The sequence below is a fragment of the Cohnella suwonensis genome (genome assembly GCF_042655365.1).
Classification (GTDB): domain Bacteria; phylum Bacillota; class Bacilli; order Paenibacillales; family Paenibacillaceae; genus Cohnella; species Cohnella suwonensis.
In genome coordinates, this window is record NZ_JBHSMH010000044.1 from 1 (window position 1) to 24,789 (window position 24,789).

The window sequence follows — 24,789 nt, forward strand, 5'->3', positions numbered from 1 at the left end:
TCCACCAGCTGCCCGTCAGCTACGAGGCGACTTGGCTCTTACCTCGACCGGACTTTCACCGGCTAGTTGTGCCTAACTTGGCTAGGCGCGCAATCGTCGAGTAAAGGCGGTTTCCCCACGCGGGGAACCGCCTTTTTGCTTGAATCGCCGCGCTGCCAAGCTATCCTTGATCCCGCAACAACCGCTCGCCCGCGATGCCCGGCGTCGTCATCTGCACAGGGTCCAGAATTTCGTCCATCTCCTCTTGCGTCAGCAAGCCGCGCTCCAGAATAAGAGCCTTGACCGTCCGCCCCGTCGCCGTCGCCTCCTTCACGAGCTGCGCCGCGACGTCGTAACCGAGATGCGGATTAAGCGCGGTCACGATGCCGAAGCTCCGTTCGACGTATTCACGGCATCTTTCGCGATTCGCCTCCATTCCTTCCAAGGCGAAGCGGTTAAAGACGTCGAGCGCCCTTTGCAAAATTTGAAGCGACTGAAGCAGATTAAACGCGATGACGGGGCCCATGACGTTCAGTTCGAACTGTCCGGCTTCGCAAGCCATGCAGATCGTATGGTCGTTGCCCATCACTTGGAAGGCGGCCTGGTTCACGACTTCGGCCATGACCGGGTTCACTTTGCCAGGCATGATCGAGGAGCCCGGCTGTCTCGGAGGCAGATTCAGCTCGTTCAAGCCGACATGAGGGCCCGAAGCCATCAGCCGGATGTCGTTGCATATTTTGGACAGGTTCACCGCGCACACTTTAATGGACGCGGACAATTCCGTATAAGCGTCCGTGTTCTGCGTGGCGTCGACGAGATCGTCGGCCGATCTAACCTGGATGCCGAGATCGTCCGCGAGATGTCCGACGACGAGACGAATGTAATCTTTCGTGGCGTTAAGTCCGGTGCCGACCGCCGTCGCTCCCATGTTCACGGACAGAAGCCCTTCGCGCGCGCGTCCGATTCGGCCTATATCCCGCTCCAGCGCGTGGCCGTACGCGCCGAACTCTTGGCCCATCCGGATCGGCACGGCGTCCTGTAGATGCGTCCTTCCCATCTTCAGGACGTCGTCGAACTCGGCTTGCTTGGCCGCGAAGCCCGATCTCACTTCACGCATCGTCTCCAGCAGACGTCCCGTCAACGAATAGGCCGCGACCCGAAGCGCCGTCGGAATGACGTCGTTCGTCGATTGGGACATGTTCACGTGGTTGTTCGGATTACAATGGAAGTACTCGCCTTTGCGATGTCCCATGATCTCGAGCGCCCGGTTCGCGAGCACTTCGTTCATGTTCATGTTCATCGACGTTCCCGCGCCGCCTTGGATCGAATCGACGATGAACTGATCGGCCCATTGGCCTTGCGCCACTTCGTCGGCCGCCTGTACGATCGCTTGACCGATCGCATGGGGAAGGCGATTCAGCTCCATGTTCGCGCGAGCCGCCGCCTTCTTCACCTGCGCGATCGCGATCACGAGCCCCGCATGCATGGGGACGCCGGTAATCGGAAAGTTCTCCACCGCCCGAAGCGTCTGAACGCCGTAATACGCCGATTCGGGCACCTCTTTGCTCCCCAAGGAATCTTTCTCCGTTCGTCCGGCCATCGCGATCGCTTCCTCCCGCACAAGATTATGCTGCCTATATTCTACGCCAATTGGAACGCAAAAAAACCGAATCCGTTTCCCTGTCTTATAGGGAACGAATTCGGTTTATTCAGGTTAATCCTCTTCGTCTTCCAAAGCGCTTATCTGAGCGGCCCATTCGGCCCTGCGCTTCTCTTCCAAATACTCTTGCGTCATCCGGTCCCGCGCGCGCCCCTTCTCCTTCAACCTCTCGATGCCCGGTTGGATGAGCAGGTCGACCTCCGCCTGAACCGTAGCCGCGAGATCGTACCGGCTTTGCGATTCCAGATAAGAGCCCACTTCCATCAGCGCGTTATAACGGTCCAGTTCGTCTCGAGTCAACAGGCCCCGCACTTGCACGCTGCAATGTCTCATTAGAGGAATTTGCCTTTACGCAGCACCAACGGGATACCGCCGATGATGAACAGGTAGCGGATGTCGATCGCTTTTTTGAGCCATGCCGCTACGCGGCCTTTGTATTTTTTGCCGAACGCGATGCCGATCGCTTCGCCTTTGCCGAGCGAAGCTACCGTGCCTTTGTTCGTGAACGCGTATTTCTTGAGCGGTTGGTTGCGAATCGACGCGACCAGGTTGTGCGCGCAATTGACGCCTTGTTGCATCGCCATTTGCGCCGTCGGAGGATAAGGACGTCCCTCCGGGTTGAAGACGAGCGAGTTGTCGCCGAGAATATAGACGTTCTCGTGGCCAGGCGCTCTCAAGAATTCGTCGACCTTAACGCGGCCTCTCATCGTTTCGAAGCCGGCTTCTTCGATCAAGCGGTTGCCGCGAACGCCTCCGGTCCATATGACCGTCTGCGATTTGATCTCTTCGCCTTCGCCGACGACGACGCCGTCCGGCGTGCATTCTTTGATCGCCGTTCCGATGCGGAACGTAACGCCTTTCTTCTGGAGCACTTGCATCGCGTACTCGACCAGCTCGGGGTCAAAGCCCGGAAGCGCGGTAGGCGCCGCTTCGATGTTGACGATTTTGACGATCGACGGATCGACGTCGAATTGCTTGCACAGCTCCGGAATGCGATCGGCCAGCTCGCCGATGAATTCGATGCCCGTGAAACCGGCGCCGCCGACGACGAACGTCAAGTAATCCGTCCGGTGCGGCTCGCGCTTGAAGCGGGCGAATTGGTATTCGATATGCTCGCGGATCAAGCGAACGGAGTTGATGCTGCGAATGTTCATCGCATGTTCGCCGAGTCCCGGAATGCCGAACGTTTCAGGCTCGCCGCCGAGCCCGATGATCAGGTAGTCGTAAGAGAGCGTTCCGTCTTCCAGGATGACCTTCCGGTCTTGGGGACGGATTTGGACGACCGTCGATTTCACGAAGTCGATCTTGAATTCGTCGATCAGCTTGGAAATGTTCACGCGCGCGTTCTCCGGGTTGTCCGTACCCGCCGCCGGCATGTGAAGGTGAGTCGTAATGTAGTGGTAGTCGTGCTTATTCACCAAAGTAACGTCTGCCTCGTTATAATTCAATTCCTTCTGCAAGCGCAGGGAAGTCAGAACGCCCCCGTAGCCCGCGCCCAGAATGACGATTTTCGGTATGCTACTCATCGATGATCCCATCCAATCCTATATCTTTGTTTTTATTTGTGAAAATTCACACAAAGTCCTTCGTTAAGTCGCTAAACGAAGCTCTACAAAATCGATCATATCGGCTTTTCCAACAATTTTCAAGGTTCATTTTCACGAATTAATTTGGACATCCTTACAAAATCCTTTCCATGCCGAAAACGCGAGTTTATAATGGATACGTTTGGTTCCGTATGACGTTAGAGACATTATGACGGAGGTGTCACGTTTAATGAACCCATCCAACGGCACGACGACGACAACGGTAGACGTAGCGATCATCGGCGGAGGACCGGCGGGCATGTTCGCCGCGTTCTATGGCGGCATGAGGCAAATGTCCGTCAGCTTGATCGAGAGCATGCCCCAGCTGGGAGGCCAGCTTGCGGCATTGTATCCGGAGAAATATATATACGACGTCGCCGGATTTCCGAAAGTGACGGCGCAAGAGCTCGTCGACAATCTGAAAGCCCAGATGTCCTTGTTCCAAACCGCTATCTATTTGGAAGAGAAAGTTCTTCGGGTAACCAAGCTCGAAGACCGTCTCTTTGAAATTGTTACCGATAAGCGTTCGCACCATGCACGGGCCGTCATCATTACGGCGGGCGTCGGCGCTTTCGAGCCGCGCAAGTTGGAATTGCCGGAAGCGTCCGCCTTCGAGAAAACGAACCTTCATTACTTCGTCAGCGATCTCGAACGTTTCCGCGGGCAGAAAGTGCTGCTGACGGGCGGCGGCGATTCCGCGCTCGATTGGGCGCTCATGCTGGAGCCGATCGCGGAGCAAGTCATTCTCGTTCATCGCCGGGACAAGTTCCGGGCCCACGAGCATAGCGTCGAGCAGCTCATGCAATCTTCCGTCAAAGTCATTACCCCGGTCGAGATCACCGCGCTGCACGGCGAAGACAGAATCGCCCGGGTTACGCTGACGGACGTCAAGTCGGGGGCGACGACGGACCACGAGGTCGACTCCGTCATCGTCAACTTCGGCTTCGTCAGCTCTCTCGGTCCGATCGCGGAATGGGGCTTGAACATCGAAGGCGGTTCGATCGTCGTCGACTCCCGGATGGAGAGCAGCGTTCCCGGCATCTTCGCCGCGGGCGATATCACGACTTATGCCGGCAAGCTGAAGCTGATCGCCGTCGGATTCGGAGAAGCGCCGACCGCGATCAACAACGCCAAAGTGTACGTCGATCCGGACGCGAAGTTGTCTCCGGGACATAGCAGCAATATGAAAATATAACCGTCAAAAGGGCATCCTACCTTGGACTACCGGAAAAGATCCGGATCCGAGGAGGATGCCCTTTTGTTATGTCCCGTCTGCAACGCGTTGAGCCCCCTAGACGTCTCATGTCCGAACTGCGGTTCCTTCGCCGAAGACGAAGGTCGTTGGAGCGACTGGAGCGGCCCCTACTCTCCCTACGAAAGCACAAGCTTCGAGTCGCCGGATGGCATGCCGTCCGCGAACGGCGGATCTTGCCTCCATGCCGTGCGCTGTACCCGTTGCCAACAATCTTTCACCGCGGTGATCGCCGCCTGGCATTTCTAGATCGACCTTTCTTCGGGCAACGAAAGTCGGCGCCGTCTGATTTCGGATTTCAGCAGACGAAGGAATTCTAGGTCTAGCCTTAGACGCAACGCGTTACTGTAAGCGTCGAGCAACAGATCGTCGGACAATAATGGCAACATCGCCTTCACCCTTTCCCTATTGTTATAGGAAGTTCGTGAGGGCATCATAGCACGCGCCCGATTTTGCGGACAAGCTTGCGGTTATCCACATTCGACTGTGCGTATCTTGTGGGTAAATTGTTGAAAAATGGCTCCAGTCCGCTGTCGGTATTGTGAGAACTGTGGACGAAGTTATACACAGGTTTCGACGTCCATTTCACAATAAACAACTTTCATGACCGCAAAATATTCAATTAGCGGTTTCTATAGAAAAAAGTGTCGCCCTTCGGCGTTTACTGCGGTCGCGTATTGACTTCCAGCATCCAAATATGTCCGTTTCGGTCGATCCCATAGTCGTAGCCGAGCTGGCCGATACCCGGAAAACGGCTCTCCAACAGCTCCGTCGACGCTTTCGTCAAGCTTCGCATTTCGCGTTTCTTCGCGCCGACCAGCTTAGGGGACAAAGATCTCCGAATCCCTTGCGCCGCCGGCATTTGCGTACCTCCCCGGCACAGGTTCGTGACGAACAGTCCCGGTCTCGCCAATCTCCCCAACATGGACCGATACGTCCACACTCCCTTTTCTTTCACGTATTTGACGCGGTAATCGATCGGTCTTCCGCCGATCGTCGCCAACCGAATGCCGCGCTGGATCAAGTAAGCCCTCTTCTTCCGAGTAGCATTCAGCCCTTTCATCAAAGCGTCGAACCCGGCGTAAACGCGCTTGTTCGACTTGTGCGAGAGCCTGTAAGCGGATCCCGATTTTTCGATTTTGATGACGCCAACCCCGCCGCCGCCTCTAACCGGCTTCACCACGACCATGCCATAGCTTGCCAGCATGCTTCGCAAATTCGCCGCGCTAAGCAGCCTCGAGGCCGGAATATGGCGCGCGATATAAGGATTGGACAGCAACGCGTTCGCCTTCAGCCACTTGCTCGCCAGCTGCCGGCTGATCGTAACCTCCATAAAGTCGGGACTCCTTCCCTGAGGGTATATCTATACATACTCCTCCGGGCGGACAGGTTCTTGGATAGATGTCACCCGCTATTCGCCTTTTTCGGCGAATCCCCTTCATGAACGACTGGCTTCGCGAATAAACTCCGATGATGGCCATCGAATACAAGGAGGCTTGCGCGACCATGAACAAGCATCGTCGTTGGAGAATACCGTTACTGATCGCCGCGATCGGCTCGTTGCTGGCGGCGCTCTTGGGAGGTTGCGGTTCGGGCACGGCGAAGAACGCCAACGGACGCGATTTTCCGTTGTCGGACAATCGAGACGGCGTCAAAGTCCAATCGCCGGACGGCGACGTAACGGTCAAGGCGAATGAAGAAGGCGGTACCGTGGAAGTGAACGGAAAGGACGATAACGGGGAAACGTTCAAATACGAGGCGGGATCGTCCGAGTTGCCGGACGGATTTCCGAAGGAGCTGATCCCTCCGGGGAAGTCGACGGTCACGAGCACGCTGAAAACGACGACCGACGGCGGTTTCGGCTATTTCGTCGGGTTCGACTCTGATGCGAGCGTTAAAGAGACGGCGGATCACTATCGGAAGTCGCTAAAGGACAAAGGCTTCGACGTCAGCGAGTTCTCGAGCGAAGGCAACGTCAGCCTGATCGGCGGCAACGACAAAACGAGTTATTTGGTCGGCATCGGACCGAGAGCGGACGGCGGGGACGGCTGCACCGTAACGGTCACTTTCGGGGATAACGGGTAGTTCGCGGATTGTGTAGGGTTAAATCCGATCGTCTTAGTAGCTGCATACCGAAAGATTTATCGCTTCTTTGGCGGGGTACCCGGGAAATCGCCTCACCCATACGGCCGAAGCGCCTTTTTCCGCGTTGACGCATTTCTCGTACTCGTTCAGCAACGTATCCAGCGTTTGCGACAGGCGAAGCACCTCTTCGTCGGCGAGATCCGCGCCGTTCTGAACGAAAGCCAGCATCATTTCCGAACGTGCCCGCTCGATTTTCCTTCGCAACGCTCTCGATTTGCCGGACATCGCGATCCCTCCCTCTCATGCTTTCATCATAAACCGTAAATTTATGGAAAGTTCACGAGAAAAAGTTAAGAAAATGTTAGTAGCCGCGAACGAAAAAACTCCCTAACTGAAGTTCCATTTTTAAGGCCCCGTACAAAAATTAAGTCAATCGCAATCTGACATAACAAAAAAAAGAACGTGTGAAAGCCACACGCTCTTTCCATGTTGATATAATGTAATACTCTTTTAGTACTTCAAATTAGTAAAAGTACCACTTGAATTAATTGTTTGTGGGGAATAATAAGTACTAGTGCCATTTTTCATAATGAATTTAGTTAGATTTTCGGTTCCGGAGTATACGGTTTCGGTGTAAACCGACGTGCCAATTTTATACGTATACGAACCCGTCATATCAATATTTCCAACATTCTCGTATCCAACGCTAGACGTTGGGTTTTCTAGTATATATTCGGTCGCAGAATTGGCGGGATAATTAACCGGAATAGAAATACTTGAATAACTTCCAGTTGTAATGTTGGAAATGTAAATACTTGCGGTTGTTTCGCCTGCATTATACCCAACACTAACGTAATATTTATCCCCACCGTGGGCAGTAAGTCCTGTCAATTTATACGCAGCATCCGGATAGTTTTCATACCAGAAGAAAGGCGTACTAGACCCCGGTTCATTGTCACAAGCACCCGCTTGAATGATGTAGTTATTTGCACTATTCGTTAGCCCAGCCCATGTAGCCGTAGACGTGCTATTGCTTACATTTGTTGGGACATATGTAGTACCTACCGCTTTCGTGTATGTCCGTGCGGTCGTCACTTTGTAACCGGAGTAGTTAACAGTATTTACAGTCGAAGTAACTGCTCCAAACTCCAAGCCGATCTTTTCTACTGTAACATCAACTTTATTTTTTGATTTCACTGCTTCTGCCCAATTATCATATGCCTTTGTTCCTTCCTTGGGTTTTTCAGGTAACCCATAACGTTCCAGTTCGCTTGCAGAGGCGGTGAGTGGATTAAATCCCGCCAATGGTGTGGCGAAGTTTACAGCTTTCGGAGGGACACTTACGTTCGAACTGTTCGGTGCAGCAAAAGCATTTCCCATAAGTAGCAATGAAGCTAAACAACTAGCAGCAATACTCACAACTTTAAAGCCCCTTCTTTTTCCCATAATTCGATCACTCTCCCAATTTTGTTATTAAGTTCTGCACATAGTAAAACACAATCTATAAAACTTGTAAAGAAAATTTTAGGAGATTTCATCACAATTCGTTTAAATTTGTATTTTGTTGTAAAAATAAAACTCAAAAAAGGCGTAGCCGATTAACTAGAGGCTACACCCTTTATTTTTTTATTTCTGATTTTTAATAAAAATTCAGAAATGCATGTCGATTTCTTCGGGCACGACAATTACTCTCTTCGGAGTTGGTGGTGGCGTTTCTTTATTTATGTTCACAACGACTTGTTTCTGATTTGATGTATTTGCTTTTTTGTTACTTATCCCCTGAATCGAAAATGTCAGTCCGAGAACTATTACCAACGCCAATGCAGATCCGATTATTATCTTCATAATATCCCTCCCCGTGAAATTAGAAAAACCTGTATGTTATATATAACAACGAATCCGGGTAATTAGTTGCACAAATTCCAAAAAAAATTTTACTTCTTGGTAAAATCCTCCGAAATAGTCCCTATCGTTCACCCACCATTCAGTTTAAAAAATTCATAATACAAATTCAACAAACTCGGGAGTACGTAAATAACCGGCCTGCGTCCAATTCCGTAATCTAACCCGTGCGGTTATTTCCGGCTTAACGAGAACAAAGTCTTTATTTTCGCTGATCACGAGCGTTTTCGAAACGCCGTAGAATGCCCGTTTATGCGCTGACGGTGCCGTAAACTCGAGGATACCAACTTTTCTGTCCGCGTGTTGAAGCAGACATCCGAATTGATTCTTACGGTATCCGGCAATTTGTACGTTCGCATACGTATAGTTAATGATTTTGAGCCAGTTTGCGTCGCGCCGGCTACGTATTTACTCATTTTCTTTTTGCAGACGATTCCTTCGAGGTTTTTCTCGCGGATCGCGTTATACATGGATAGTCCCGCGCCTTCAACGTTGATTACGCGGCTAAAGTGGCGGTTATCGGAAAGGACGCGCGATAATATTTCCTTGCGCGCCATCAGTGGGCGATTCCGGAGATCCTCGCCCCGCTAGCGGAGAATATCGAATACGAAAAAGACTACAGGTTGCCGGATTGCCGCTTCCATTATCGCCATTGGTTTCTTCGTCATAAACCGTTCCATAACCATTTCGAAATCGATAGTGCCAACCGGATTAATACACGCGACTCGACGTCCAGTACAACGTCTGAATTGTCCGCAATCGGTACTTTATGGAGTTCCGAATTCTGACGAGTGACATCGTTATTATCGCGCGTATATAGTCGTACGATTCCGTTTTCCATGGATAGGATAAGACGGTGGCCGTCAATCTTCGGCACAAATATGTAACGAGCGTCGTCAAACGTTGACTCGCGTTTCTCAAGCAGCGTAGGCGCCAAAATATCCCGCCTTACTTGTCTCTTAATTGTAGCATCGGACGTTGGCGAGATAACCCGGTAAGTTTATGCATAGCAGGAAGCGTGCGAGGCATAATACGTGGTAAATCATGAAGGTGAATAACCCTGGCAGTCAATAATAACAACCAACTCGTAACTTTTCTTCGCCTAGACCGATGGGCAGGTGCGGCCCGTGCTTAATATCCGACTGCCAGAGAGCGTTTCGATACCATTTTTGGAACCGCCGTGCGGCAACGCCTTGGCTCGTGTACATCTGCATTTGACGGGAGCTATACCCGCGCTCGGTTTGCTTCACCTGCAAGGTGCTGCGTTTGATTTCGCTGGGCTTTGCCTTGCATTTCCACACCAGAATCTGAATGATCTAGCTGATGCTACGGCGGGGAACTTCCCGGCGAAGGAGAATTGCTCCTTCCAGCAACTGAGTGGCGCGATGGTTGTTAGGGCGGTCTTTCTTCCTCGCTGTCTTGGCTTAAGTCCCTCGAACTTCTCTGCTTGATACCGAGCTTCCGCTCTCTTAGCGCTTATAACGAGCTCTAGCGCTTGCTCTAGGGGAATCTCAGGGTAAACTTCTCCGTTCGTCCACCGGCCTGTACGCGCCTCTCACGCCTCTTTAACGACACAAAAAGACCTCCATAACGAATTAGTCGCGGACTACTATCGTCATAGAGGCCGTAATCCACAACCCATAAACGTACATTTAAGGGTTGTTAACGTACATGAATCGGGATTGTTAACGTACACTTCCCGCTCAACAATCCGCAATCACCGCATTAGCTAACGTATCGGCTAATGGATAAATCACCGTAGGGCGAACGAACTTGAAAACGTTGATATACCGGGCTCAGCAAGGCTCCGCGGCAGGGTTGCCGGCTTCTGTAGCCGTTCTGAAGCTCGATCCGCAGCCGCAAGTGGCGGTCGCGTTAGGGTTATTGATCGTGAAGCCTCCGCCCATGGCGGATTCCTTCCAATCGATCTGAAGCCCGTTCAAGTATTTCATGCTGTTGCCGTCCACGACGACTTTCACGCCGGAGACGCTGAGCTCGTTGTCGCCTTCGTTCAGCTCGTCATCGAAGCCCATGCCGTAGGAAAAGCCGCTGCAGCCGCCTTCTTGGACGCCGATTCGCAAAAACAAATTCGGCGCTTCCTCCGCGGCCAGCATTTCCTGAATTTTATCCGAAGCGGATTCGCTAATGTTGATCATGTCGGTTCCCTCCCCGTGCGTTTTCTGCCTCTAGTATACTCCAGAGTGCTTTACGCCTCAAGGGAGGCTTCGCCCGTAATTTGCTGTGCGATCGCCTTCAATTCGATTTTGCAGCGAAATTGTCCCGGCTCGTTCTGCAAAAAGTCCGCCAGCCTGCGGAAGACGTGCGCCAGCTCCACGCCCGAGCTTTCGGTATCGAGCTGGTAGCGGAACTGATCGGCGGACAAGCCCCTCGCGCGACCTCGCTCCAAATCCCTCGCTTCCGTCTCCTGCAATCTCTTCCATTCCTTCGACGGCTCGAATTTGTCCGCTTTCCGCACGATTTGTTCGTATATCCGCTGTTTTTTCAACCACATATAATACTGGATCGGATTGGACAGCTGCCATGCTTGAGACAAATCTTTGATCGTGTACGCCGCGCGATACTGTTGAAGCGTTTGGATTTTGTCCGCCTCTTCCAACTTCTCGAGTTCGCTTAGAGGCATGATATCCGGTTTCAATGCCATGCACCGCCTTATCTTCGTCTTTTTTACTACTAACATAACCATAAAATGTTTATTATTCAAGTTCATTCCCGAATTTGCCATCCTTTATACCTTTTCTATTACCAGTTGCCGCGAAAAGGGATGAGGATTATAATATGTTCAGTTGTTTACTCCGGAGAGCACCTGCGCGAACGATAAAGTTATTTTTTTCACAATCGTTGCGCACGGCATTTTCCACCGTTATTATCTATCATCGCATATACGGGAGGCGGCATTCATGACGCTCGTTACGACGCACTCCGATCGTCAAATGGCGGAGATCGCCGATAAAGTCCGAAATGGCGAACGACTTAGCCTAGAGGACGGCATTTTCCTTTATCGCTCCGACGATTTGCTGACGATCGGGCAACTCGCCAACGAAGTTAATTTGAGAAAGAACGGCAAAAAGGTTTATTTCATCGAGAATATGAGCCTTTATTTCACGAACGTGTGCGAAGCGCATTGTGCTTTCTGCAATTTCCGCAAGGACGAGGGCCAAGAAGGCGCCTACACGTTGTCTCCGCGGGAAATGATCGATTACGTGGAGCAGCACATCCATCCGGGCGTGCGGGAGTTCCATATCGTCGGCGGCCATAATCCTAACGTGCCCTTCGACTATTACGTCGAGTCGATTCGCGCGTTGAAGACGAAATATCCGCAAGTAACGATGAAAGCCTACACCGCGGCGGAGATCGATTTCTTCTCCCGCATCTCGGGCCTCGGCTATAAAGAAGTGCTCGAGAAGCTGATCGAAGCCGGCCTCGAGACGTTGACGGGCGGCGGCGCGGAGATTTTGTCCGATCAATACCGCAAAAAAATGCGGGTGAACAAAGCGAACATCGAGCAATATTTGGACGTACACCGGACGGCTCATCAGCTCGGCTTGCGCACGCATACGACAATGCTGTACGGCTCGGTCGAATCGCTCGAGGAGCGCATCCAGCATATGCTGCACATCCGCGACCTGCAGGACGAGACGAACGGCTTCCAAGTGTTCATTCCGCTCTCCATGCAGCCGATCAGCCCGAAAGCGAGCATTCGTCGCCGCAATTCCGCGTTCGACGACTTGAAGGCAATCGCCATTAGCAGGCTGATGCTCGACAATATCCAGCACATTAAGGCATACTTCATCAACATCGGCACGCAATTGACGCAAGTCGCATTGACGATGGGAGCTTCCGACGCCCACGGCACGATCGTCCGCGAGAAAATCAGCCACGCGGCGGGCGCGTTGACGCCGGACGGCATTACGCGCGAAGATCTGGTCTGGTTGATCAAAGGCGCGGGACGCATTCCGGTCGAACGCGATACGTTCTACAACGAAGTCAAAATATACGAGTAACGCCGAGTTCCCGTCGGGTAGACGGGGACTCTTCTGTGTCATACTACAGCTACAAAACAATTTCAAATGGATGTTCGAACTACCACTAAAAGGAGCACATCAGATGAGCAAGGTTGTCGTACTGGGCGGAGGATACGGAGGAATGATGGTCGTTCAGGAGCTTATCGAACAGCTTCCGAGCGACGTCCAAATCTTTCTCGTCGACCGCATGCCTTTTCAAGGACTGAAAACGGAATACTACGCATTGGCGGCGGGGACGGCTTCCGATCTCCAGATCCGCGTTCAATTCCCTTCCCACCCGCAGCTTCGATTGGTTTACGGCGATATTACCGATATCGACCTGGACGACAAAACCGTCCACATTACCGGTAACGACCCGCTTCCTTACGATTCGCTCGTCATCGCGCTCGGTTGCACGGACAATTACCACGGCATCGACGGCGCGGCCCAGCATACGTGCAGCATTCAATCGTTGTCGGCTACGCGAAGGACCTTCCAGCAAATCAACGACATCCGCCCTTACGGCCAATTGACGATCGTCGGAGGCGGTCTGAGCGGCGTCGAAGTAGCGGCCGAGCTGCGGGAAGCCCGCGCCGACATCAACATTCGGATTCTCGACCGCGGCGGTAGCGTCATGTCCGCGTTCCCGGGCAAGCTGCAGCAATACGTCGCCTCCTGGTTCCGCGAGCACGACGTCGAGATGCGATCCCATGTCGGCGTCACTTGTTTCGAGCAAGGCGTTATATTTAACGGGGACGAACCGATCCTGACGGACGTCACTTTATGGACCGCGGGCATACAGCCCGTCGAACTCGTGCAGCGGATGGACCTTCCGAAGGATCCGCAAGGCCGGCTCATCGTCAACCCGTACAATGAGTTGCCGAACGCGCCGCAAGTCTACGTCATCGGCGACTGCTCGAGTCAGCCGTTTTCCCCGAGCGCGCAGCTCGCGGGCGCGCAAGGCAAGCAAGTGGCCGAAATCATTCGCGCCCGCTGGGAAGACAAAGAACCGAAGATCGGCTCCGTCAAGTTGAAGGGGATGTTCGGTTCCTTGGGCAAAAAAGCGGGATTCGGATTAATGGGTTCGACGCCTTTGCTTGGCCGAATTCCGCGGATGATCAAAAGCGGCGTTCTCTGGAAGAGCAAGCGCCACTTCGGTTAAAGGTCGTCCAGCAGCTTGTCGAGCGCTTCCCGGTCGGCTTGCTGCCGCTTGATTTCCTCCACGACGAGAACGGCCAAGCTTTCCGCCGTTTCGGCGACGACGCTTTCTCCGTTCACGAGGGCGTATGGCGACAGGAAACATTCTCCGCAGTTGCCGAGACAGCCGTATTCAATCACTTCGATGTCGAGTTCCGGCAACGATTCCAGCTTCTTCAGCTCGATATCGGTGCCGTGCTGCGCGTTGCTGACGCAGAACTCCACGATGTTCATGGGTTCCACCGTTCCTTTCCGATTCACGTAATGGGCGACGATTAGGGCGTTCGTTACCGGTTTGAAAACTTGACTTTTTGTACTATAATAGAAGGTGAAAGGAGTGGATGATCATGAGTACGAATGCTCCAAGCACGCAGTATGACGAAGTCATCGACGTTCTCGATAAATTGCGTCCGTTCTTGCAACGCGACGGCGGGGACGTTGAGCTGGTCGATATTGAAGACGGCATCGTCAAGCTTCGCCTGATGGGCGCATGCGGCAGCTGCCCGAGTTCCACCATCACGCTCAAAGCCGGCATCGAGCGCGCTTTGCTCGAAGAAGTGGAAGGCATCCAAGAAGTCGTTCAAGTGTTCTGATTTTCTTCTTACGGAGTCAAGCAAAAACGCCTTCGGCGTCCTCAGGTCGCTGAAGCAGCTTTGCGGAGGTATCGGATTGGATAAGCGATATGCGTTAGCTTATCCAATCCGATATCCCGATAGGTCCTGCCCGGAGGCAGGGCTTTTTGTCATTTTTTGAGATGGGTCCGGATCGGATCCAGTCCTCCGGATACGTCGATCGTGTTTCCCGTAATGAAGTCGGATTCGGACAAGCACAGGAACGCGATCATCCTCGCCACGTCTTCTCCCGTGCCCGGCCTTCCCCGCGGCGATTCGTCGTCGAGCACGCCGGCCACGTCCGCGATGCTCTTCTCCTTGTTCCCTCCGCGAATGTCCCCCGGACAGATCATGTTGACCGTGATGCCGTTGGCCGCTTCTTCGACGGCGAGCGTCTTCGTGAACGAGACGAGCCCGACCTTGGCCGCGGCGTACACCGCGCGATGAGGCCAAGACCGCGCTTCCGACGCGTGACCGAAGCCGAAGTGAATGATTCTGCCCCATTGCCGGCTTCGCATGCCCGGAAGCACGCGATGGTCCATCAGCATCGTGCCGACGAGATTGCCGTTCATCAAGTAATGGATTTCTTCCGTACGGTAATCCGCGAACAGTCGCCTTTCCCGGATGAACGGACCGGCGTTGTTCACGAGAATGTCGACGCCCCCCAGCAAGCTTTCCGTCGCGGATACGAGCCTCTCGGCGTCCTCTTCCTTGGCGACGTCCGCTTGTACGGCGCACGCGCGGCGGCCAAGCGCTTCGATGTCGGCGACGAGCCGCTCCGCTTCCTCGCGGCTCGACACGTAATTGATGGCGACGTCGCAGCCGGCGGCGGCTAGCTCCAGCGCCGTCCTTCTGCCCAATCCCTTGGCGCTACCCGTAATGAGCGCCGTCTTGCCCAACAGCTTCACGCGGCTTCCCCCGTCCCCGTTATGCTTTATTCGATATGGCCAGCCATCTGCAAGCGAACCGGAAGGAAGCATCCAGCGAGCCTTTCGCGAAGCTCCAGCTCCCGTCCAGATCGGCCAGGTTCGCTTGCAAATTTTCCAGCGTCCTCGTCGACTGAATCCCGGCCGCCCGTTGGCTCAGATCGTCCCTGAGCTCGGCGTTCATCTGGTGTACCTCGAGATTCCGCCTATCCCGCAGCCGCCTCATCTGATCTTGATGCCGTTCCTTCAGCTCCGTCAACCGGCCCGTCATTTCCGGATGCCAGCCGTTCTCGCGCAAGTGGCGAAGCACCGTATAGTAGGAAAAATGGGCTTTGATCTTCTCCGTCTGCAAGCCGAGCAACCGATTCAGCAGCGTCCCCAGCTTGTCGAGAAGAGCGAATACCCGAATGTAAGCGTTCTTGTCGTAGTAGACGTGGCGGTAATATAGAAGCCTTTCCTCCGCGTCCAACTCGTCCACGTGATCGGTGCGGACTTGCGCGGCGTACTTGCGCGCCGCGTAGATGCTCTGCTCCAGCTCGTCCATCGAGCGAAGCAATCCTTCCGCCCAGATCGCGAGCGTATGGTAAGCCTGGGCCTGTTGGGGTCTCTTCCCGGCGATCCCTCGGGCCAGCAGGACGAACCGTTCCATCGCTTGCACCGTCTCCAAGGACTCTCCCGTCCATTGTCTCGGCTCTTCGCCGAACAATTGCCTAAGCATGCCTGGCTTCCCTCCCCTGCGAACGATTTTCCTAGGCGGACGATCCCGTCCCGTTGGACTCATTTCTCCATTGTAACGCAACGGAGACGGCAAGCTCAACCGATGTTATCGGGTAAACCGCCGTCTCCGCTATTCATGTCTCCAGATGCGAGTCGTGATGTGGATCGTTTTTATCGGGAATATTGTTTCGTTCGAATGGCAAGCAACACGAGCATGCTGAACAATGCCGAGATGATGACCGTATGAATCAAGCCGGTGAAGACGTAGACGTCCTCGTTGCCGAGCGTCAGCGAGAGAAGACCTCCGCTCAGCACTTGCAAGCACACGAGCGCGAGCGCTTTGTTGCCGATCGAGGCGAGCTCCGTCGTCCGTCCCGCCGCGCGGCGGACGTACAGAACGAGAATCGCGATGAGCACGAGAAGCACCAACGCCGCCACTCGATGCGCGAAAGCGACCGCCGTCGAGCCGGACAGCTCCGGAATGACGGCGCCGTTGCAAAGCGGCCATCCGTCGCATGCGCCGCCGGAGCTCGTGTGGCGAATGTAAGCGCCGAGGTAGACGACGCCGTAGCAGTAGACGAGAACCGCGACGATGCTGCGGTACAACGCCTTCGGCACGGTAACGCCGGGAGCCTTATGAGCCGCGGAGGACGAAGCTTTCGCGTCGCCTTCCTGCGTCTGGCGTTTCGCCAGCTTGTAGAGTAACCACGTGCATGTAAAAGCGAACAAAGAAATGCCGAAGTGAAGCGCGAGCACGATGGACGATTGTTCCCAGACGACGGCCATCGCGCCGAGCGCGGCCTGCATGACGGTGAACAGCAGCGCGCCGCCCGCGTACAGCAGGTTTTCTTTATGTTTGGCCGGTTTCCAGAAGGTCGTCGCGAGGAACGTCGCGCCCACGAGCATGCCAACGAGCCCGCTAATGATTCGGTGACTGTACTCCACCATCGATTCTACCGTGTACGCGGGGACGAACTTGCCGTTGCAAAGAGGCCAGTCCGTTCCGCAGCCTCGACCGGAATCGGTATTCGTAACGAGGACGCCCGCGATCAGCACGAGGAACATCCCGATGCACGTTAACAGCGTCATAATTCGATATTTTCGTGAGGTCATGCCCATCCCCGATTTCTTGTGAAAGTAAGCGCAATCTGTCTTCACCCATTATACAGAACCCCGTCAGGCAAAGCCATGTTCAAAATGTGACCGTTTTTTGGGCCACGTAACGGCATAGTTGCCAAGAAGACGGTCAAAAAAGCAAAAAGGGAGTCACTGGCCGTGACTCCGAGAAGGAAATGACACCCCTGTTCATTCCGAGAAACTGCGTTACTAGAATGCAGATCGCGTCTATGAATGACAAATCCCCGCTCTGTTGGGCGGGGAACATTATTTACCGAGGTTTCGATCGATCCAGGAACGAATGATTCCCTTCAATTTGCTTATTCTCATGATCGCAACCGTAGCGCTTTGCTCGTCGATCGTTTCGTTTTTGTCAAAATAAACGACGCCGTGCCGCTCATCGAAACGGCTGATCTTTCGCATATTGACTAGGTTCGTGCGGTCCAGCCGGAAGAAATCCAGTCCTTCCGTCCATTTCTCGTACAGGTTAAGCGACGGAACAAGCGGATAAAACCTGCCCTTGTCGGTATAGAACACGACCGTTCCGTCCTCGGTCTGGATATAACGCACATCCTGCATATCCATCATGATGACTTCGCCCTCGTTGTTTCTATCCCTTGTGACAGGTTGAATCATACACTCCACTCCATCGATTGTTCCCTAGTGGGGAACGGCTGCCGAATCGCTCCGGCAGCCGTTTAGTGCTTACTTCTTTAGCAGTTCGGCCGGTACTTCGGGACGGTGACCCGCAAACAGACATGCCGTTGTGACAAAAACAACGGCGGTCAAACCCAGCCCGAGGGCTAACAAACGAGCCAGCTTTTTACTCATGACGATTCACCCCCTTAATCGAAATAAGTGTAAGCGAAGCAATAAAAAAGGCCGTTGCGATAATATGGGATTGCAGGATCAGATTGGAGGCAGCGAGCACAAAAGCCGAATACTTCATCCATCGCAGCATTGGTTTAGAAATGCGCGTATTTTTCTCGAGATCGGCCGGAGCATATATCCATATTAGAACCAAACTAAAGGCGGTGAACAAATTCGTCAGCGTCTGGGATTCCGGAATAAAGGGGACCAGAGTGATGGCTCCAGTGGAAATCGCAACACATAAAATCGGCGGGCTCAGGTGATGGCCTCCCGCCAAAAATCGTATCGCAACAATGGATGCCAGTGACAGACAGGTTTCTTGAAACTTTCCGTCAAATATACCAATCAGAAGAGTCAAAAGAATAATTAAGCCATTCGTCAAAATGCCGATTAACGCAAACTTCATTACTTCACGGCTTACGTCTTTTTGTTCGTTTTGACGATAGAGATAGCCGCTGACCCGTTCCGATATCGCCTCAATCATCGGCCATTTCCCTTCTATAAGCAAGATTCATAATAATAAGAATGGTTAATAAGCACAATGCTATAATAAGGCTCATTAGCATGCCGCCGCTTAAAAATAAGTTTGCAGCCCCAGTAATAAGAAGACTAGCCGCAATGGAGACGAGGAGTAACATCAGGTTCAAACTCGTTAGCTTTAGTTTTATCCGTGAACCTTCAGGGACAAATGAAAAACCGAGCCTTTTTTGATTTACCCACAAAGCAAGAATTAGGGTAATGGAGGCGCAACCGGTTTGCATCATTTTGACATGGATCAGCGGTGTGACTATTTCTTCTAAAGAAAACCATATCTGCAGAACAAGCATCAACGTTGCTTGAATGACAATGTAAACCAAATAACCGGTTACGGTCATAAGCAATGAATAGAAAGGATGCACACGAAAAAGGAGCCAGAAAAGAACGATAAACAATAGTAGCATGACCAATGACGTATAGCTATATAAATGAAACACCAATCGCATTAGATAGGAAGACTGCGCCATAATGGCGGAAGCTAGAATAGCATAAGACAAATGACTCCTGATCGGGAACCGAAACAAAGCCATGATCAACACATACACGGTAAACGCTTCGTATGTATTTACCGAAAAATCAAGCAAAAAATCGCCCATCCGACTCCCCCGATGCCAATCGGTTGTGTATTCGCTTTCATTTTAACTCTATCTTTTCAAAAATGAAAGATTTTTCATAAAATAACCCAAAATAAAGAAAAAAACGCCTCCATCCCGATTGTCCGGGACAGAGGCGCTCTCGCTATAAACCACCCGTCAAACCGACGAAGACACAGCGGCCGATACCGCGACGGCGCGGTCCAAGAACTGTTCGATCTCCTCGCGGGATTTGCGGAGCTTGCTGACGAACCGGACGACTTCCTTGCCGCCGCGGAACGCGATAAAACTCGGAATGCCGAGAATGTTCAGCTCGCTGCACAGATCCGGCAAGTCGTCACGATCGATCTCGGCCATCGCCAGACGATCCGAGTATGCCGATTCCACGTCGCCGATGAACGGTTCCATGAAGTGGCAGTCCGCGCACCAGGTCGTCTTGAAGACGGCGACCGTCAAGCGGTCTTGGCCCACGAACTCGCGGAATGAAGCTTCGTCTTGAATGCGTTGCATATCGTTACCCCTCCAGTTGCGCTCGTTTATTGCTATTATAGCTCTCTTCCTTGCTTATGCAAGCGCGCGTAGGCGCATATTAGGGGTATCCGCCCGGGAAGGAAGACGACGAATGACGATAAAGAAGGAACGCCTTCGTTCCCTGTCCCGACTCGTTCGGATGCCCGCTAATCTAGCCGCGGGGCTGATCGCCAAAGGCGGAGCCGTCCGCAGCTCGCTTCGCTTGACGCGAAAGGGAAGCGGACTCCCCTTCGGACGGCCTTTGCCGCCGTTCTACTCGGCTTCGCTCCGCGACGGGCTAGTTGCTTCTTCCGACGGGCCGCTTCCGCCGCTGCCCCCCGAAGATGCCGCTCTCGTCGACTTTATCCGTTCGGAAACCGAGAAGCGCAATCGCAATAACATTACCCGAACGGCGGCTTACTTGGACATCTACCTCGCCCGTCCCGAGCTTCATTGGGCGTTGCTCGCCCATCTCGTCTCTCGCAACGGCGGCTGGAGCATGACGGACCTGCAAGGCGAGTGGCTGCCGGAATTGTTGGACACCGGATACCGGGAAGCCGCTTTCGGGTTGCTTGAAGCTTGCAACTCGCTCATATTCGGCGACGCTTATCCGCAATTATTGTTGTACATCGAGTCGAGACGGATCGGACGCGACCTGACGCCGCTTCTTCCCCGGTTCGGCGCGAGCGCGTTCATGAAGCCGTTCTGGCGGCGATTCATCGAGGACGGAAATCCGTTGCCCCTCTCCGAAGCTTTGATCGTGAACGAGCAGCATTTCATTCAATCGCGCGTCGTCGAAGACGAGTTCTTCGCAGAGAATGTGCTGAACGCGCCTGCCTTCCGCTTGCAGCCGCTCCTGCAGACGAACCAAATCGTGCTCCCTTTGCTTCCGGAAACAAACGATAACCGAACGAGCCTAACAAACAAGCCTCTAACGCTCGTAGGGCGCGTACTGGAGAATTTCCCGGACTTGCGGGAGCGCATCGCTTTCGGACGGTGCCTGTACCGGATTCTGTTCGGGTATCCGGCCGTGTTGTCGCGAGCGCTCGCGTTCGCGACATCGACTCCCCATAGCGGTTCGAGAAGCGATTACTGGCCGCTCCGGTTCTCGCCGGCGCCGGCACCGGCGCCGGTCCCGGGAGCACCCGCGAACGAAAAAGCCGGCGTCCCTCCCGTCGCGACGGGTAAGGACGCCGGCGGATCGCCGAACGCCGGATGGCGCAGTCCCCGGCTAGGGGACGCTTGGGAGGATCGGCCGCCGCGACCCTCTCTCGGGGCCGACTGGTTCGTCGGTTTGGAGCAACTGAAGCATCTGCGGCCTTGCCGGATGCCGCGAATCATCGACATGACCCATGAGCATCTGCTCGGCCAGAACAAGTTTCAGACGGCCGTGCTTCTCGAGCGCAGCTTCATGAACGGCGCGAGCAAGCGGCGAACCGGCCGAGGATAGGAAGCGATCTCTTCCGCGCTGACGACGCGCAGGAGGACGAGAAGCGCGGGATACAGCACGATCAGGGCGCACCCCATGACCGCGCAAGAAAGGAAGAACGCGATCTTCTGCGGCATCCCGCCGCAAAGAGCGAGCACCGCCCATTCCAGGAACGCGAGCGCGCCCGCGACGATTCCGCTCGCCGCCAGGAACGGCAACCAGCGATTGCCGAGCAGCTTGAACTTGGATCTCTTTTTCAAACTCAGCAAGTTAAACGAGAGCGCCCAGACGAAACATAGCGTCGTCGCGGCGATAATGCCGTACACGCCGAACAACGGCGCGAACGCGAAGCTCAGGACGACTTTCAGCGCGACGCCGGTAATCGCGTGCATCGTCGCTTTCTTCGGTTCGCCGATGCCGAGCAGGATGGAATTGGTGACCATCATCCCGATCTGGAACAACGTGCCGAGCGTCAGCATGGCGACGATCGAGCTGCCGTTCGCCTTCTCGAATAACAGCCCGTTCACGCTATAAGCGCCGACGCCGAGCAAGAGCACGACGGGCATGCCGCTATACAGCGCGATCCGCACCGCGAGAGATGCTTGGCGGCCGACTTGAACGTCGTCTCCTACCGCGTGGGAAGACGAAATCAAAGGAATGATCGACTGGCTGAGCGCGACGGCGAGAATGATCGGAATGCCGGCGATCGATTGCGCGTTCATGCCGTACACGGCCGCCCAATGGTTGATTTTCTCGAGCTCGAAGTGGCCAACGGTCAGCGACTTGATCATCATATTGTCGAGCGTATACAGCAACTGCACCGTAATCGCCGTCATGACGATCGGTATCGACAGGCTGAACAGCTCCCGGTAGATCGCCTTCAGGCTGACCGTGCGGGATGGATCCCGTTTGCCTTGCGGCTCTGCCTTGTCGCTGGCCTTCAGCTTACGCGCGTAATAGAGCATGACGGCGAACGCGCCGATGCTTCCGAAGACGCTGCCCAGCGAGGCGCCGGACGCGATGCCTTGTTCGTCGGTCTTGTCCATCGAATAGAAGATCGAAGCGATTAATACGGCCGCCACGACCCGAAGGATTTGTTCCGCGATTTGCGAGATGCCGCCCGCGGTCATGAATTGACGCCCTTGGAAATAGCCCCTCATCATGGCGATCAGGGGGAACAGCAAGAGCGACGGCGCGATCGCCCGGATGGCGGACGCCGCGTCCGGCTCCTTCAGGATCGAGTCCGCGATGAACGGCGCGACGATCCATAGTCCGACCGTGATAACGACGCCCGCGACGGCTCCGAACAGCAGAGCCGCCCGGTACACTTGCTGCGCTTCCCCTATGCGTCCGACCGCGTAGCGGCCCGAGACCATCTTGCTGACGGCGCTCGGAATACCCGCGGTCGCGACGACGAGCAGGAGCAAATAAATCGCGTTCGCGTTGTTGTAATAAATATTGCCGAGATCGTCCATCAAATAATCGAGCGGCACCCGTTGGAAAATCCCCAGCGCGCGCGCGACGAGAGCGGCTGCGGCGAGAATGAGCGTGCTCTTCAGTAAAGTGTCTTTTTTCAAAGTAACTCTTTGACCTCTTCCGCTTCGCGAATGACAGCAATTTATTGAATGGGTTCTAACGGCTGATGATTCCCTCGAATCGGACGCGCGCTACCCGAAGGAGCCGCCCACTTCGCTCCGTTGGCGATGACCCTCCGAACGATCGGATGATAATACGTCGGGTACGTCTCGTGACCCGGACGGAAATAAAAGATTTTCCCTTGCCCCCTGCGGAACGTGCAACCGCTGCGGAACACTTCGCCGCCTTCGAACCAGCTGACGAAGACGAGCTCGTCCGGCGCCGGAATATCGAAGTGCTCGCCGTACATTTCTTCCGGCTTCAGCTCGAAATGCTCCGGAATGCCCGCGGCGATCGGATGGGAAGGATCCACCGTCCAGATGCGTTCCTTCTCGCTGGCTTCCCGCCATTTCAAGTCGCAGCCGGTGCCCATCAATTTTTTGAAAATTTTCGAAAAATGACCGGAGTGAAGAACGATGAGTCCCATTCCGTTCAGAACGCGGTCGTGTACCCGGTCCACGACGGCGTCGTCCACTTCACCGTGAGCCATGTGCCCCCACCAGACGAGAACGTCCGTGGCGTCCAACGCTTCTTGCGTCAAGCCGTGCTCCGGCTCGGTCAGCGTCGCGGTCCGAACGTCGAAATCCGCTCCATGCTCGCGAAGCCCTTCCGCGATCGCTTCGTGAATGCCCTTCGGATAGACGCTGCGAACCAAGTCGTGGATATGCTCGTGCCTATACTCGTTCCATACGGTTACGCGGATCATCGAAACCTATCTCCCCTGCGATTTAATAAGCGATCAGCCAGACGACGAAAAGGACGATCATTGACAGCTGGGCGACGATCTTCACTACGGTGCTCGCGAGCAAGCCGACCATCGACCCCCAACCGACAAGCAGCGACCTCTTCATGTCGGACCCGTGAATCAGCTCCCCGAGGATGGCGCCGGCCAACGGCCCGATGATGAGTCCGAATGCCGGAATGACGAACGGTCCAATTAGGATGCCAAGCATGCTTCCGATGACGGACGCGCGCGAGCCCCCGTATTTCTTGACGCCCCAGGCGTTGACGAGATAGTCGGCGCCGAACAGCGCGATGACGATCACCGTCTGAAGAAACCAAAACCAGAAACCGAACGGTTCAAAAGTGAAAAACCATCCGTAAACGAAAAACGCCGCGTATATCGCCAGCGCTCCGGGCAGAATCGGATAGATCGCCCCGGCCATGCCGACGGCGAATAACGCCGATATGATCGTCCAGCCCACAACGTCCACCGCGGATCACGTCCTCAGCACGTATTGTCGGATAGCTTCCGCGACGCCGTTCTCCGTGTTGCTGCCGGTGACGACGTTCGCCGCCAGCTTCACTTCTTCCTGCGCGTTGCCCATCGCCACGCCGAGACCCGACGCGCGGATGGCCGCGATATCGTTCAAGCTGTCGCCCATCGACGCGACCTCGCTCATCTCGTAGCCGAGCATGCTGCATACTTCCATAAGCGCCGTCGCTTTCGATACGCCCATCGGGTTGATCTCGATGTTATACGGCGACGAATTGCTGATCTCCAAGCCTTCGCCTTCGCCGATCTCCCGGAGAATTTCTTGCAGAACCGGTACGTCCTCGGTGTAATAACCGAACTTCAGCCAATCGAGGGAAGGCACGTCGTCCACCCATTGTTCCTTGTTGTGAATGCCTCCGGTCGAATACGCCCAATACCAGACGTCATGGCGAAGGGCGATCTCGCGCAGCTTCGCGACCTTCTCCCAGTCCAGCAGCGTGCGGCGATGGATCTCGTGCGGCTTCGTCCAGATTTCGCCGCCGTTGACCGTGATCATCGGCGTATTCAGGCCGAGCTGCTCCACGATCGGAAGCGCGCTCGGGAAGCCGCGGCCGGTCGACACGCATACGGTCACGCCCGCTTCGGCCGCTCTTCTTACCCATTCCAGATTCGTCTCGCTGATCTCGCTCCGATCGTTCAGCAGCGTCCCGTCCAGGTCCAGCGCCAACAATTTGTAATTCCCCATAACGTCTGCCATTCGTTTCCGTCCACTCCTCGTTGCCGCTACGGTTCGACATATCACCGTCAATTCTAACACATTTGGGCGACGGAATCGAAACGATCATGACGAAGGGGCGGCCGGGAAGCCGCCCCTTCGGTTATACGCAACCTAGAATAGCCGCGGCCGCCAGCAATACCGCGACCCAAAGCAATCGCCTCCAAGGAG

General features: G+C 54.4%; 29 protein-coding genes. 6 read left to right on the forward strand and 23 right to left on the reverse strand.

The window, feature by feature from the left end:
* Window positions 1-160: 160 nt before the first annotated feature.
* The 3 genes from aspA to ACFPPD_RS14340 all read right to left on the reverse strand — a co-directional run bounded on the left by aspA (window position 161) and on the right by ACFPPD_RS14340 (window position 3,165).
* Complete coding sequence (gene aspA, locus ACFPPD_RS14330; RefSeq protein ID WP_209749493.1) at window positions 161-1,579, reverse strand: aspartate ammonia-lyase; 1,419 nt, start codon at window positions 1,577-1,579, stop codon at window positions 161-163.
* A gap of 114 nt (window positions 1,580-1,693) precedes the next feature.
* Window positions 1,694-1,972, reverse strand: coding sequence for a hypothetical protein (locus ACFPPD_RS14335; RefSeq protein ID WP_209749492.1), 279 nt, complete (start codon window positions 1,970-1,972; stop codon window positions 1,694-1,696).
* A complete protein-coding gene (locus ACFPPD_RS14340) occupies window positions 1,972-3,165 on the reverse strand; it encodes an NAD(P)/FAD-dependent oxidoreductase (RefSeq protein ID WP_209749491.1) in 1,194 nt (397 codons plus the stop codon). Before ACFPPD_RS14340 ends, ACFPPD_RS14335 begins: the two co-directional genes overlap by 1 nt.
* A gap of 250 nt (window positions 3,166-3,415) precedes the next feature.
* Here ACFPPD_RS14340 and ACFPPD_RS14345 point away from each other — a divergent pair, with 250 nt between their 5' ends.
* On the forward strand, window positions 3,416-4,420 hold the full coding sequence (locus ACFPPD_RS14345; RefSeq protein WP_209749490.1) for an NAD(P)/FAD-dependent oxidoreductase: 1,005 nt from the start codon (window positions 3,416-3,418) through the stop codon (window positions 4,418-4,420).
* Between the two features lie 302 nt (window positions 4,421-4,722).
* On the opposite strand, the gene sda is transcribed toward ACFPPD_RS14345, so the two are convergent.
* On the reverse strand, window positions 4,723-4,914 hold the full coding sequence (gene sda, locus ACFPPD_RS14350) for a sporulation histidine kinase inhibitor Sda (RefSeq protein WP_378082526.1): 192 nt from the start codon (window positions 4,912-4,914) through the stop codon (window positions 4,723-4,725).
* 224 nt (window positions 4,915-5,138) lie between these two features.
* Window positions 5,139-5,810, reverse strand: a complete 672-nt coding sequence (locus tag ACFPPD_RS14355; protein ID WP_209749489.1) for a YheC/YheD family protein — start codon at window positions 5,808-5,810, stop codon at window positions 5,139-5,141.
* A gap of 173 nt (window positions 5,811-5,983) precedes the next feature.
* On the opposite strand from ACFPPD_RS14355, the gene ACFPPD_RS14360 reads away from it, so the two are divergent.
* Complete coding sequence (locus ACFPPD_RS14360; protein ID WP_209749488.1) at window positions 5,984-6,562, forward strand: hypothetical protein; 579 nt, start codon at window positions 5,984-5,986, stop codon at window positions 6,560-6,562.
* Between the two features lie 33 nt (window positions 6,563-6,595).
* On the opposite strand, the gene ACFPPD_RS14365 is transcribed toward ACFPPD_RS14360, so the two are convergent.
* The 5 genes from ACFPPD_RS14365 to ACFPPD_RS14385 form a co-directional block, all read right to left on the reverse strand.
* Window positions 6,596-6,847, reverse strand: a complete 252-nt coding sequence (locus ACFPPD_RS14365) for a Spo0E family sporulation regulatory protein-aspartic acid phosphatase (RefSeq protein WP_209749487.1) — start codon at window positions 6,845-6,847, stop codon at window positions 6,596-6,598.
* Between the two features lie 225 nt (window positions 6,848-7,072).
* Window positions 7,073-8,008 (reverse strand): G1 family glutamic endopeptidase, encoded by a 936-nt coding sequence (locus tag ACFPPD_RS14370; RefSeq protein ID WP_209749486.1) that lies wholly within the window; start codon window positions 8,006-8,008, stop codon window positions 7,073-7,075.
* 204 nt (window positions 8,009-8,212) lie between these two features.
* The gene (locus ACFPPD_RS14375; RefSeq protein WP_209749485.1) at window positions 8,213-8,407 is read right to left on the reverse strand and encodes a hypothetical protein; all 195 of its coding nucleotides are present in this window, start codon (window positions 8,405-8,407) and stop codon (window positions 8,213-8,215) included.
* A 1,853-nt stretch (window positions 8,408-10,260) separates the two neighbouring features.
* Entirely contained in the window at window positions 10,261-10,620 is a 360-nt protein-coding gene (erpA, locus tag ACFPPD_RS14380) for an iron-sulfur cluster insertion protein ErpA (protein ID WP_209749484.1), read from the reverse strand.
* A gap of 50 nt (window positions 10,621-10,670) precedes the next feature.
* Window positions 10,671-11,126 (reverse strand): hypothetical protein, encoded by a 456-nt coding sequence (locus ACFPPD_RS14385; RefSeq protein ID WP_209749483.1) that lies wholly within the window; start codon window positions 11,124-11,126, stop codon window positions 10,671-10,673.
* 256 nt (window positions 11,127-11,382) lie between these two features.
* Here ACFPPD_RS14385 and mqnE point away from each other — a divergent pair, with 256 nt between their 5' ends.
* Together mqnE and ACFPPD_RS14395 are read left to right on the forward strand one after the other, a co-directional pair.
* The gene (gene mqnE / locus ACFPPD_RS14390; protein WP_209749482.1) at window positions 11,383-12,486 is read left to right on the forward strand and encodes an aminofutalosine synthase MqnE; all 1,104 of its coding nucleotides are present in this window, start codon (window positions 11,383-11,385) and stop codon (window positions 12,484-12,486) included.
* A gap of 103 nt (window positions 12,487-12,589) precedes the next feature.
* Complete coding sequence (locus ACFPPD_RS14395) at window positions 12,590-13,648, forward strand: NAD(P)/FAD-dependent oxidoreductase (protein ID WP_209749481.1); 1,059 nt, start codon at window positions 12,590-12,592, stop codon at window positions 13,646-13,648.
* Here the strand turns inward: ACFPPD_RS14395 and ACFPPD_RS14400 are convergent.
* Window positions 13,645-13,917 carry a YuzB family protein gene (locus ACFPPD_RS14400; protein ID WP_209749480.1) on the reverse strand — a complete coding sequence of 91 codons (273 nt, stop codon included), beginning with the start codon at window positions 13,915-13,917 and terminating at the stop codon, window positions 13,645-13,647. The genes ACFPPD_RS14395 and ACFPPD_RS14400 overlap by 4 nt on opposite strands.
* A 113-nt stretch (window positions 13,918-14,030) precedes the next feature.
* Between ACFPPD_RS14400 and ACFPPD_RS14405 the strand changes: the two genes are divergently transcribed.
* Window positions 14,031-14,276, forward strand: a complete 246-nt coding sequence (locus ACFPPD_RS14405; RefSeq protein WP_115994096.1) for a NifU family protein — start codon at window positions 14,031-14,033, stop codon at window positions 14,274-14,276.
* A gap of 149 nt (window positions 14,277-14,425) precedes the next feature.
* Here ACFPPD_RS14405 and ACFPPD_RS14410 read toward each other — a convergent pair whose 3' ends face one another.
* The 8 genes from ACFPPD_RS14410 to ACFPPD_RS14445 form a co-directional block, all read right to left on the reverse strand.
* Window positions 14,426-15,196, reverse strand: coding sequence for an SDR family oxidoreductase (locus ACFPPD_RS14410; protein ID WP_209749503.1), 771 nt, complete (start codon window positions 15,194-15,196; stop codon window positions 14,426-14,428).
* Window positions 15,197-15,221: 25 nt separating this feature from the next.
* Window positions 15,222-15,938, reverse strand: coding sequence for a Cthe_2314 family HEPN domain-containing protein (locus tag ACFPPD_RS14415; protein ID WP_209749479.1), 717 nt, complete (start codon window positions 15,936-15,938; stop codon window positions 15,222-15,224).
* 170 nt (window positions 15,939-16,108) lie between these two features.
* Complete coding sequence (locus tag ACFPPD_RS14420; protein ID WP_378082530.1) at window positions 16,109-17,026, reverse strand: COX15/CtaA family protein; 918 nt, start codon at window positions 17,024-17,026, stop codon at window positions 16,109-16,111.
* 294 nt (window positions 17,027-17,320) lie between these two features.
* Window positions 17,321-17,689, reverse strand: a complete 369-nt coding sequence (locus tag ACFPPD_RS14425; RefSeq protein ID WP_209749477.1) for a LytTR family transcriptional regulator DNA-binding domain-containing protein — start codon at window positions 17,687-17,689, stop codon at window positions 17,321-17,323.
* Window positions 17,690-17,758: 69 nt separating this feature from the next.
* Window positions 17,759-17,884: an AgrD family cyclic lactone autoinducer peptide gene (locus tag ACFPPD_RS14430; RefSeq protein ID WP_209749476.1), complete on the reverse strand. Its 126-nt coding sequence runs from the start codon at window positions 17,882-17,884 to the stop codon at window positions 17,759-17,761.
* The gene (locus ACFPPD_RS14435) at window positions 17,877-18,407 is read right to left on the reverse strand and encodes an accessory gene regulator B family protein (RefSeq protein WP_209749475.1); all 531 of its coding nucleotides are present in this window, start codon (window positions 18,405-18,407) and stop codon (window positions 17,877-17,879) included. Before ACFPPD_RS14435 ends, ACFPPD_RS14430 begins: the two co-directional genes overlap by 8 nt.
* Window positions 18,400-19,056, reverse strand: coding sequence for a hypothetical protein (locus ACFPPD_RS14440; RefSeq protein ID WP_209749474.1), 657 nt, complete (start codon window positions 19,054-19,056; stop codon window positions 18,400-18,402). Before ACFPPD_RS14440 ends, ACFPPD_RS14435 begins: the two co-directional genes overlap by 8 nt.
* 156 nt (window positions 19,057-19,212) lie before the next feature.
* The gene (locus ACFPPD_RS14445; protein ID WP_209749473.1) at window positions 19,213-19,563 is read right to left on the reverse strand and encodes a thioredoxin family protein; all 351 of its coding nucleotides are present in this window, start codon (window positions 19,561-19,563) and stop codon (window positions 19,213-19,215) included.
* Between the two features lie 112 nt (window positions 19,564-19,675).
* On the opposite strand from ACFPPD_RS14445, the gene ACFPPD_RS14450 reads away from it, so the two are divergent.
* Window positions 19,676-21,013 carry a DUF2515 family protein gene (locus tag ACFPPD_RS14450; protein WP_209749472.1) on the forward strand — a complete coding sequence of 446 codons (1,338 nt, stop codon included), beginning with the start codon at window positions 19,676-19,678 and terminating at the stop codon, window positions 21,011-21,013.
* Here ACFPPD_RS14450 and ACFPPD_RS14455 read toward each other — a convergent pair.
* Genes ACFPPD_RS14455 through ACFPPD_RS14470 form a run of 4 tightly spaced genes read right to left on the reverse strand, consistent with a single transcriptional unit; the run spans window position 20,944 to window position 24,600 of the window.
* Complete coding sequence (locus ACFPPD_RS14455; protein ID WP_378082533.1) at window positions 20,944-22,569, reverse strand: putative polysaccharide biosynthesis protein; 1,626 nt, start codon at window positions 22,567-22,569, stop codon at window positions 20,944-20,946. The two genes, ACFPPD_RS14450 and ACFPPD_RS14455, sit on opposite strands and share 70 nt — an antisense overlap.
* 41 nt (window positions 22,570-22,610) lie before the next feature.
* A complete protein-coding gene (locus ACFPPD_RS14460; protein WP_209749471.1) occupies window positions 22,611-23,333 on the reverse strand; it encodes a ThuA domain-containing protein in 723 nt (240 codons plus the stop codon).
* Window positions 23,334-23,355: 22 nt separating this feature from the next.
* Window positions 23,356-23,841 carry a DUF456 domain-containing protein gene (locus tag ACFPPD_RS14465; protein ID WP_209749470.1) on the reverse strand — a complete coding sequence of 162 codons (486 nt, stop codon included), beginning with the start codon at window positions 23,839-23,841 and terminating at the stop codon, window positions 23,356-23,358.
* Window positions 23,842-23,847: 6 nt separating this feature from the next.
* Window positions 23,848-24,600, reverse strand: a complete 753-nt coding sequence (locus ACFPPD_RS14470) for a Cof-type HAD-IIB family hydrolase (protein WP_378082535.1) — start codon at window positions 24,598-24,600, stop codon at window positions 23,848-23,850.
* Window positions 24,601-24,789: the final 189 nt, after the last annotated feature.

Excerpts from the sequence above, each read along its gene's own strand:
- ACFPPD_RS14405 (WP_115994096.1), top strand. The coding sequence starts at position 14,031 with ATGAGTACGAATGCTCCAAGCACGCAGTATGACGAAGTCATCGACGTT.
- ACFPPD_RS14400 (WP_209749480.1), bottom strand. The coding sequence starts at position 13,917 with ATGAACATCGTGGAGTTCTGCGTCAGCAACGCGCAGCACGGCACCGAT.
- ACFPPD_RS14425 (WP_209749477.1), bottom strand. The coding sequence starts at position 17,689 with ATGATTCAACCTGTCACAAGGGATAGAAACAACGAGGGCGAAGTCATC.
- ACFPPD_RS14470 (WP_378082535.1), bottom strand. The coding sequence starts at position 24,600 with ATGGCAGACGTTATGGGGAATTACAAATTGTTGGCGCTGGACCTGGAC.
- ACFPPD_RS14385 (WP_209749483.1), bottom strand. The coding sequence starts at position 11,126 with ATGGCATTGAAACCGGATATCATGCCTCTAAGCGAACTCGAGAAGTTG.
- ACFPPD_RS14415 (WP_209749479.1), bottom strand. The coding sequence starts at position 15,938 with ATGCTTAGGCAATTGTTCGGCGAAGAGCCGAGACAATGGACGGGAGAG.
- ACFPPD_RS14445 (WP_209749473.1), bottom strand. The coding sequence starts at position 19,563 with ATGCAACGCATTCAAGACGAAGCTTCATTCCGCGAGTTCGTGGGCCAA.
- aspA (WP_209749493.1), bottom strand. The coding sequence starts at position 1,579 with ATGGCCGGACGAACGGAGAAAGATTCCTTGGGGAGCAAAGAGGTGCCC.
- ACFPPD_RS14420 (WP_378082530.1), bottom strand. The coding sequence starts at position 17,026 with ATGACGCTGTTAACGTGCATCGGGATGTTCCTCGTGCTGATCGCGGGC.
- ACFPPD_RS14450 (WP_209749472.1), top strand. The coding sequence starts at position 19,676 with ATGACGATAAAGAAGGAACGCCTTCGTTCCCTGTCCCGACTCGTTCGG.
- ACFPPD_RS14430 (WP_209749476.1), bottom strand. The coding sequence starts at position 17,884 with ATGAGTAAAAAGCTGGCTCGTTTGTTAGCCCTCGGGCTGGGTTTGACC.
- ACFPPD_RS14340 (WP_209749491.1), bottom strand. The coding sequence starts at position 3,165 with ATGAGTAGCATACCGAAAATCGTCATTCTGGGCGCGGGCTACGGGGGC.
- ACFPPD_RS14345 (WP_209749490.1), top strand. The coding sequence starts at position 3,416 with ATGAACCCATCCAACGGCACGACGACGACAACGGTAGACGTAGCGATC.
- erpA (WP_209749484.1), bottom strand. The coding sequence starts at position 10,620 with ATGATCAACATTAGCGAATCCGCTTCGGATAAAATTCAGGAAATGCTG.
- sda (WP_378082526.1), bottom strand. The coding sequence starts at position 4,914 with ATGATGCCCTCACGAACTTCCTATAACAATAGGGAAAGGGTGAAGGCG.
- ACFPPD_RS14370 (WP_209749486.1), bottom strand. The coding sequence starts at position 8,008 with ATGGGAAAAAGAAGGGGCTTTAAAGTTGTGAGTATTGCTGCTAGTTGT.
- ACFPPD_RS14335 (WP_209749492.1), bottom strand. The coding sequence starts at position 1,972 with ATGAGACATTGCAGCGTGCAAGTGCGGGGCCTGTTGACTCGAGACGAA.
- mqnE (WP_209749482.1), top strand. The coding sequence starts at position 11,383 with ATGACGCTCGTTACGACGCACTCCGATCGTCAAATGGCGGAGATCGCC.
- ACFPPD_RS14440 (WP_209749474.1), bottom strand. The coding sequence starts at position 19,056 with ATGGGCGATTTTTTGCTTGATTTTTCGGTAAATACATACGAAGCGTTT.
- ACFPPD_RS14395 (WP_209749481.1), top strand. The coding sequence starts at position 12,590 with ATGAGCAAGGTTGTCGTACTGGGCGGAGGATACGGAGGAATGATGGTC.
- ACFPPD_RS14365 (WP_209749487.1), bottom strand. The coding sequence starts at position 6,847 with ATGTCCGGCAAATCGAGAGCGTTGCGAAGGAAAATCGAGCGGGCACGT.
- ACFPPD_RS14355 (WP_209749489.1), bottom strand. The coding sequence starts at position 5,810 with ATGGAGGTTACGATCAGCCGGCAGCTGGCGAGCAAGTGGCTGAAGGCG.
- ACFPPD_RS14435 (WP_209749475.1), bottom strand. The coding sequence starts at position 18,407 with ATGATTGAGGCGATATCGGAACGGGTCAGCGGCTATCTCTATCGTCAA.
- ACFPPD_RS14460 (WP_209749471.1), bottom strand. The coding sequence starts at position 23,333 with ATGATCCGCGTAACCGTATGGAACGAGTATAGGCACGAGCATATCCAC.
- ACFPPD_RS14375 (WP_209749485.1), bottom strand. The coding sequence starts at position 8,407 with ATGAAGATAATAATCGGATCTGCATTGGCGTTGGTAATAGTTCTCGGA.
- ACFPPD_RS14360 (WP_209749488.1), top strand. The coding sequence starts at position 5,984 with ATGAACAAGCATCGTCGTTGGAGAATACCGTTACTGATCGCCGCGATC.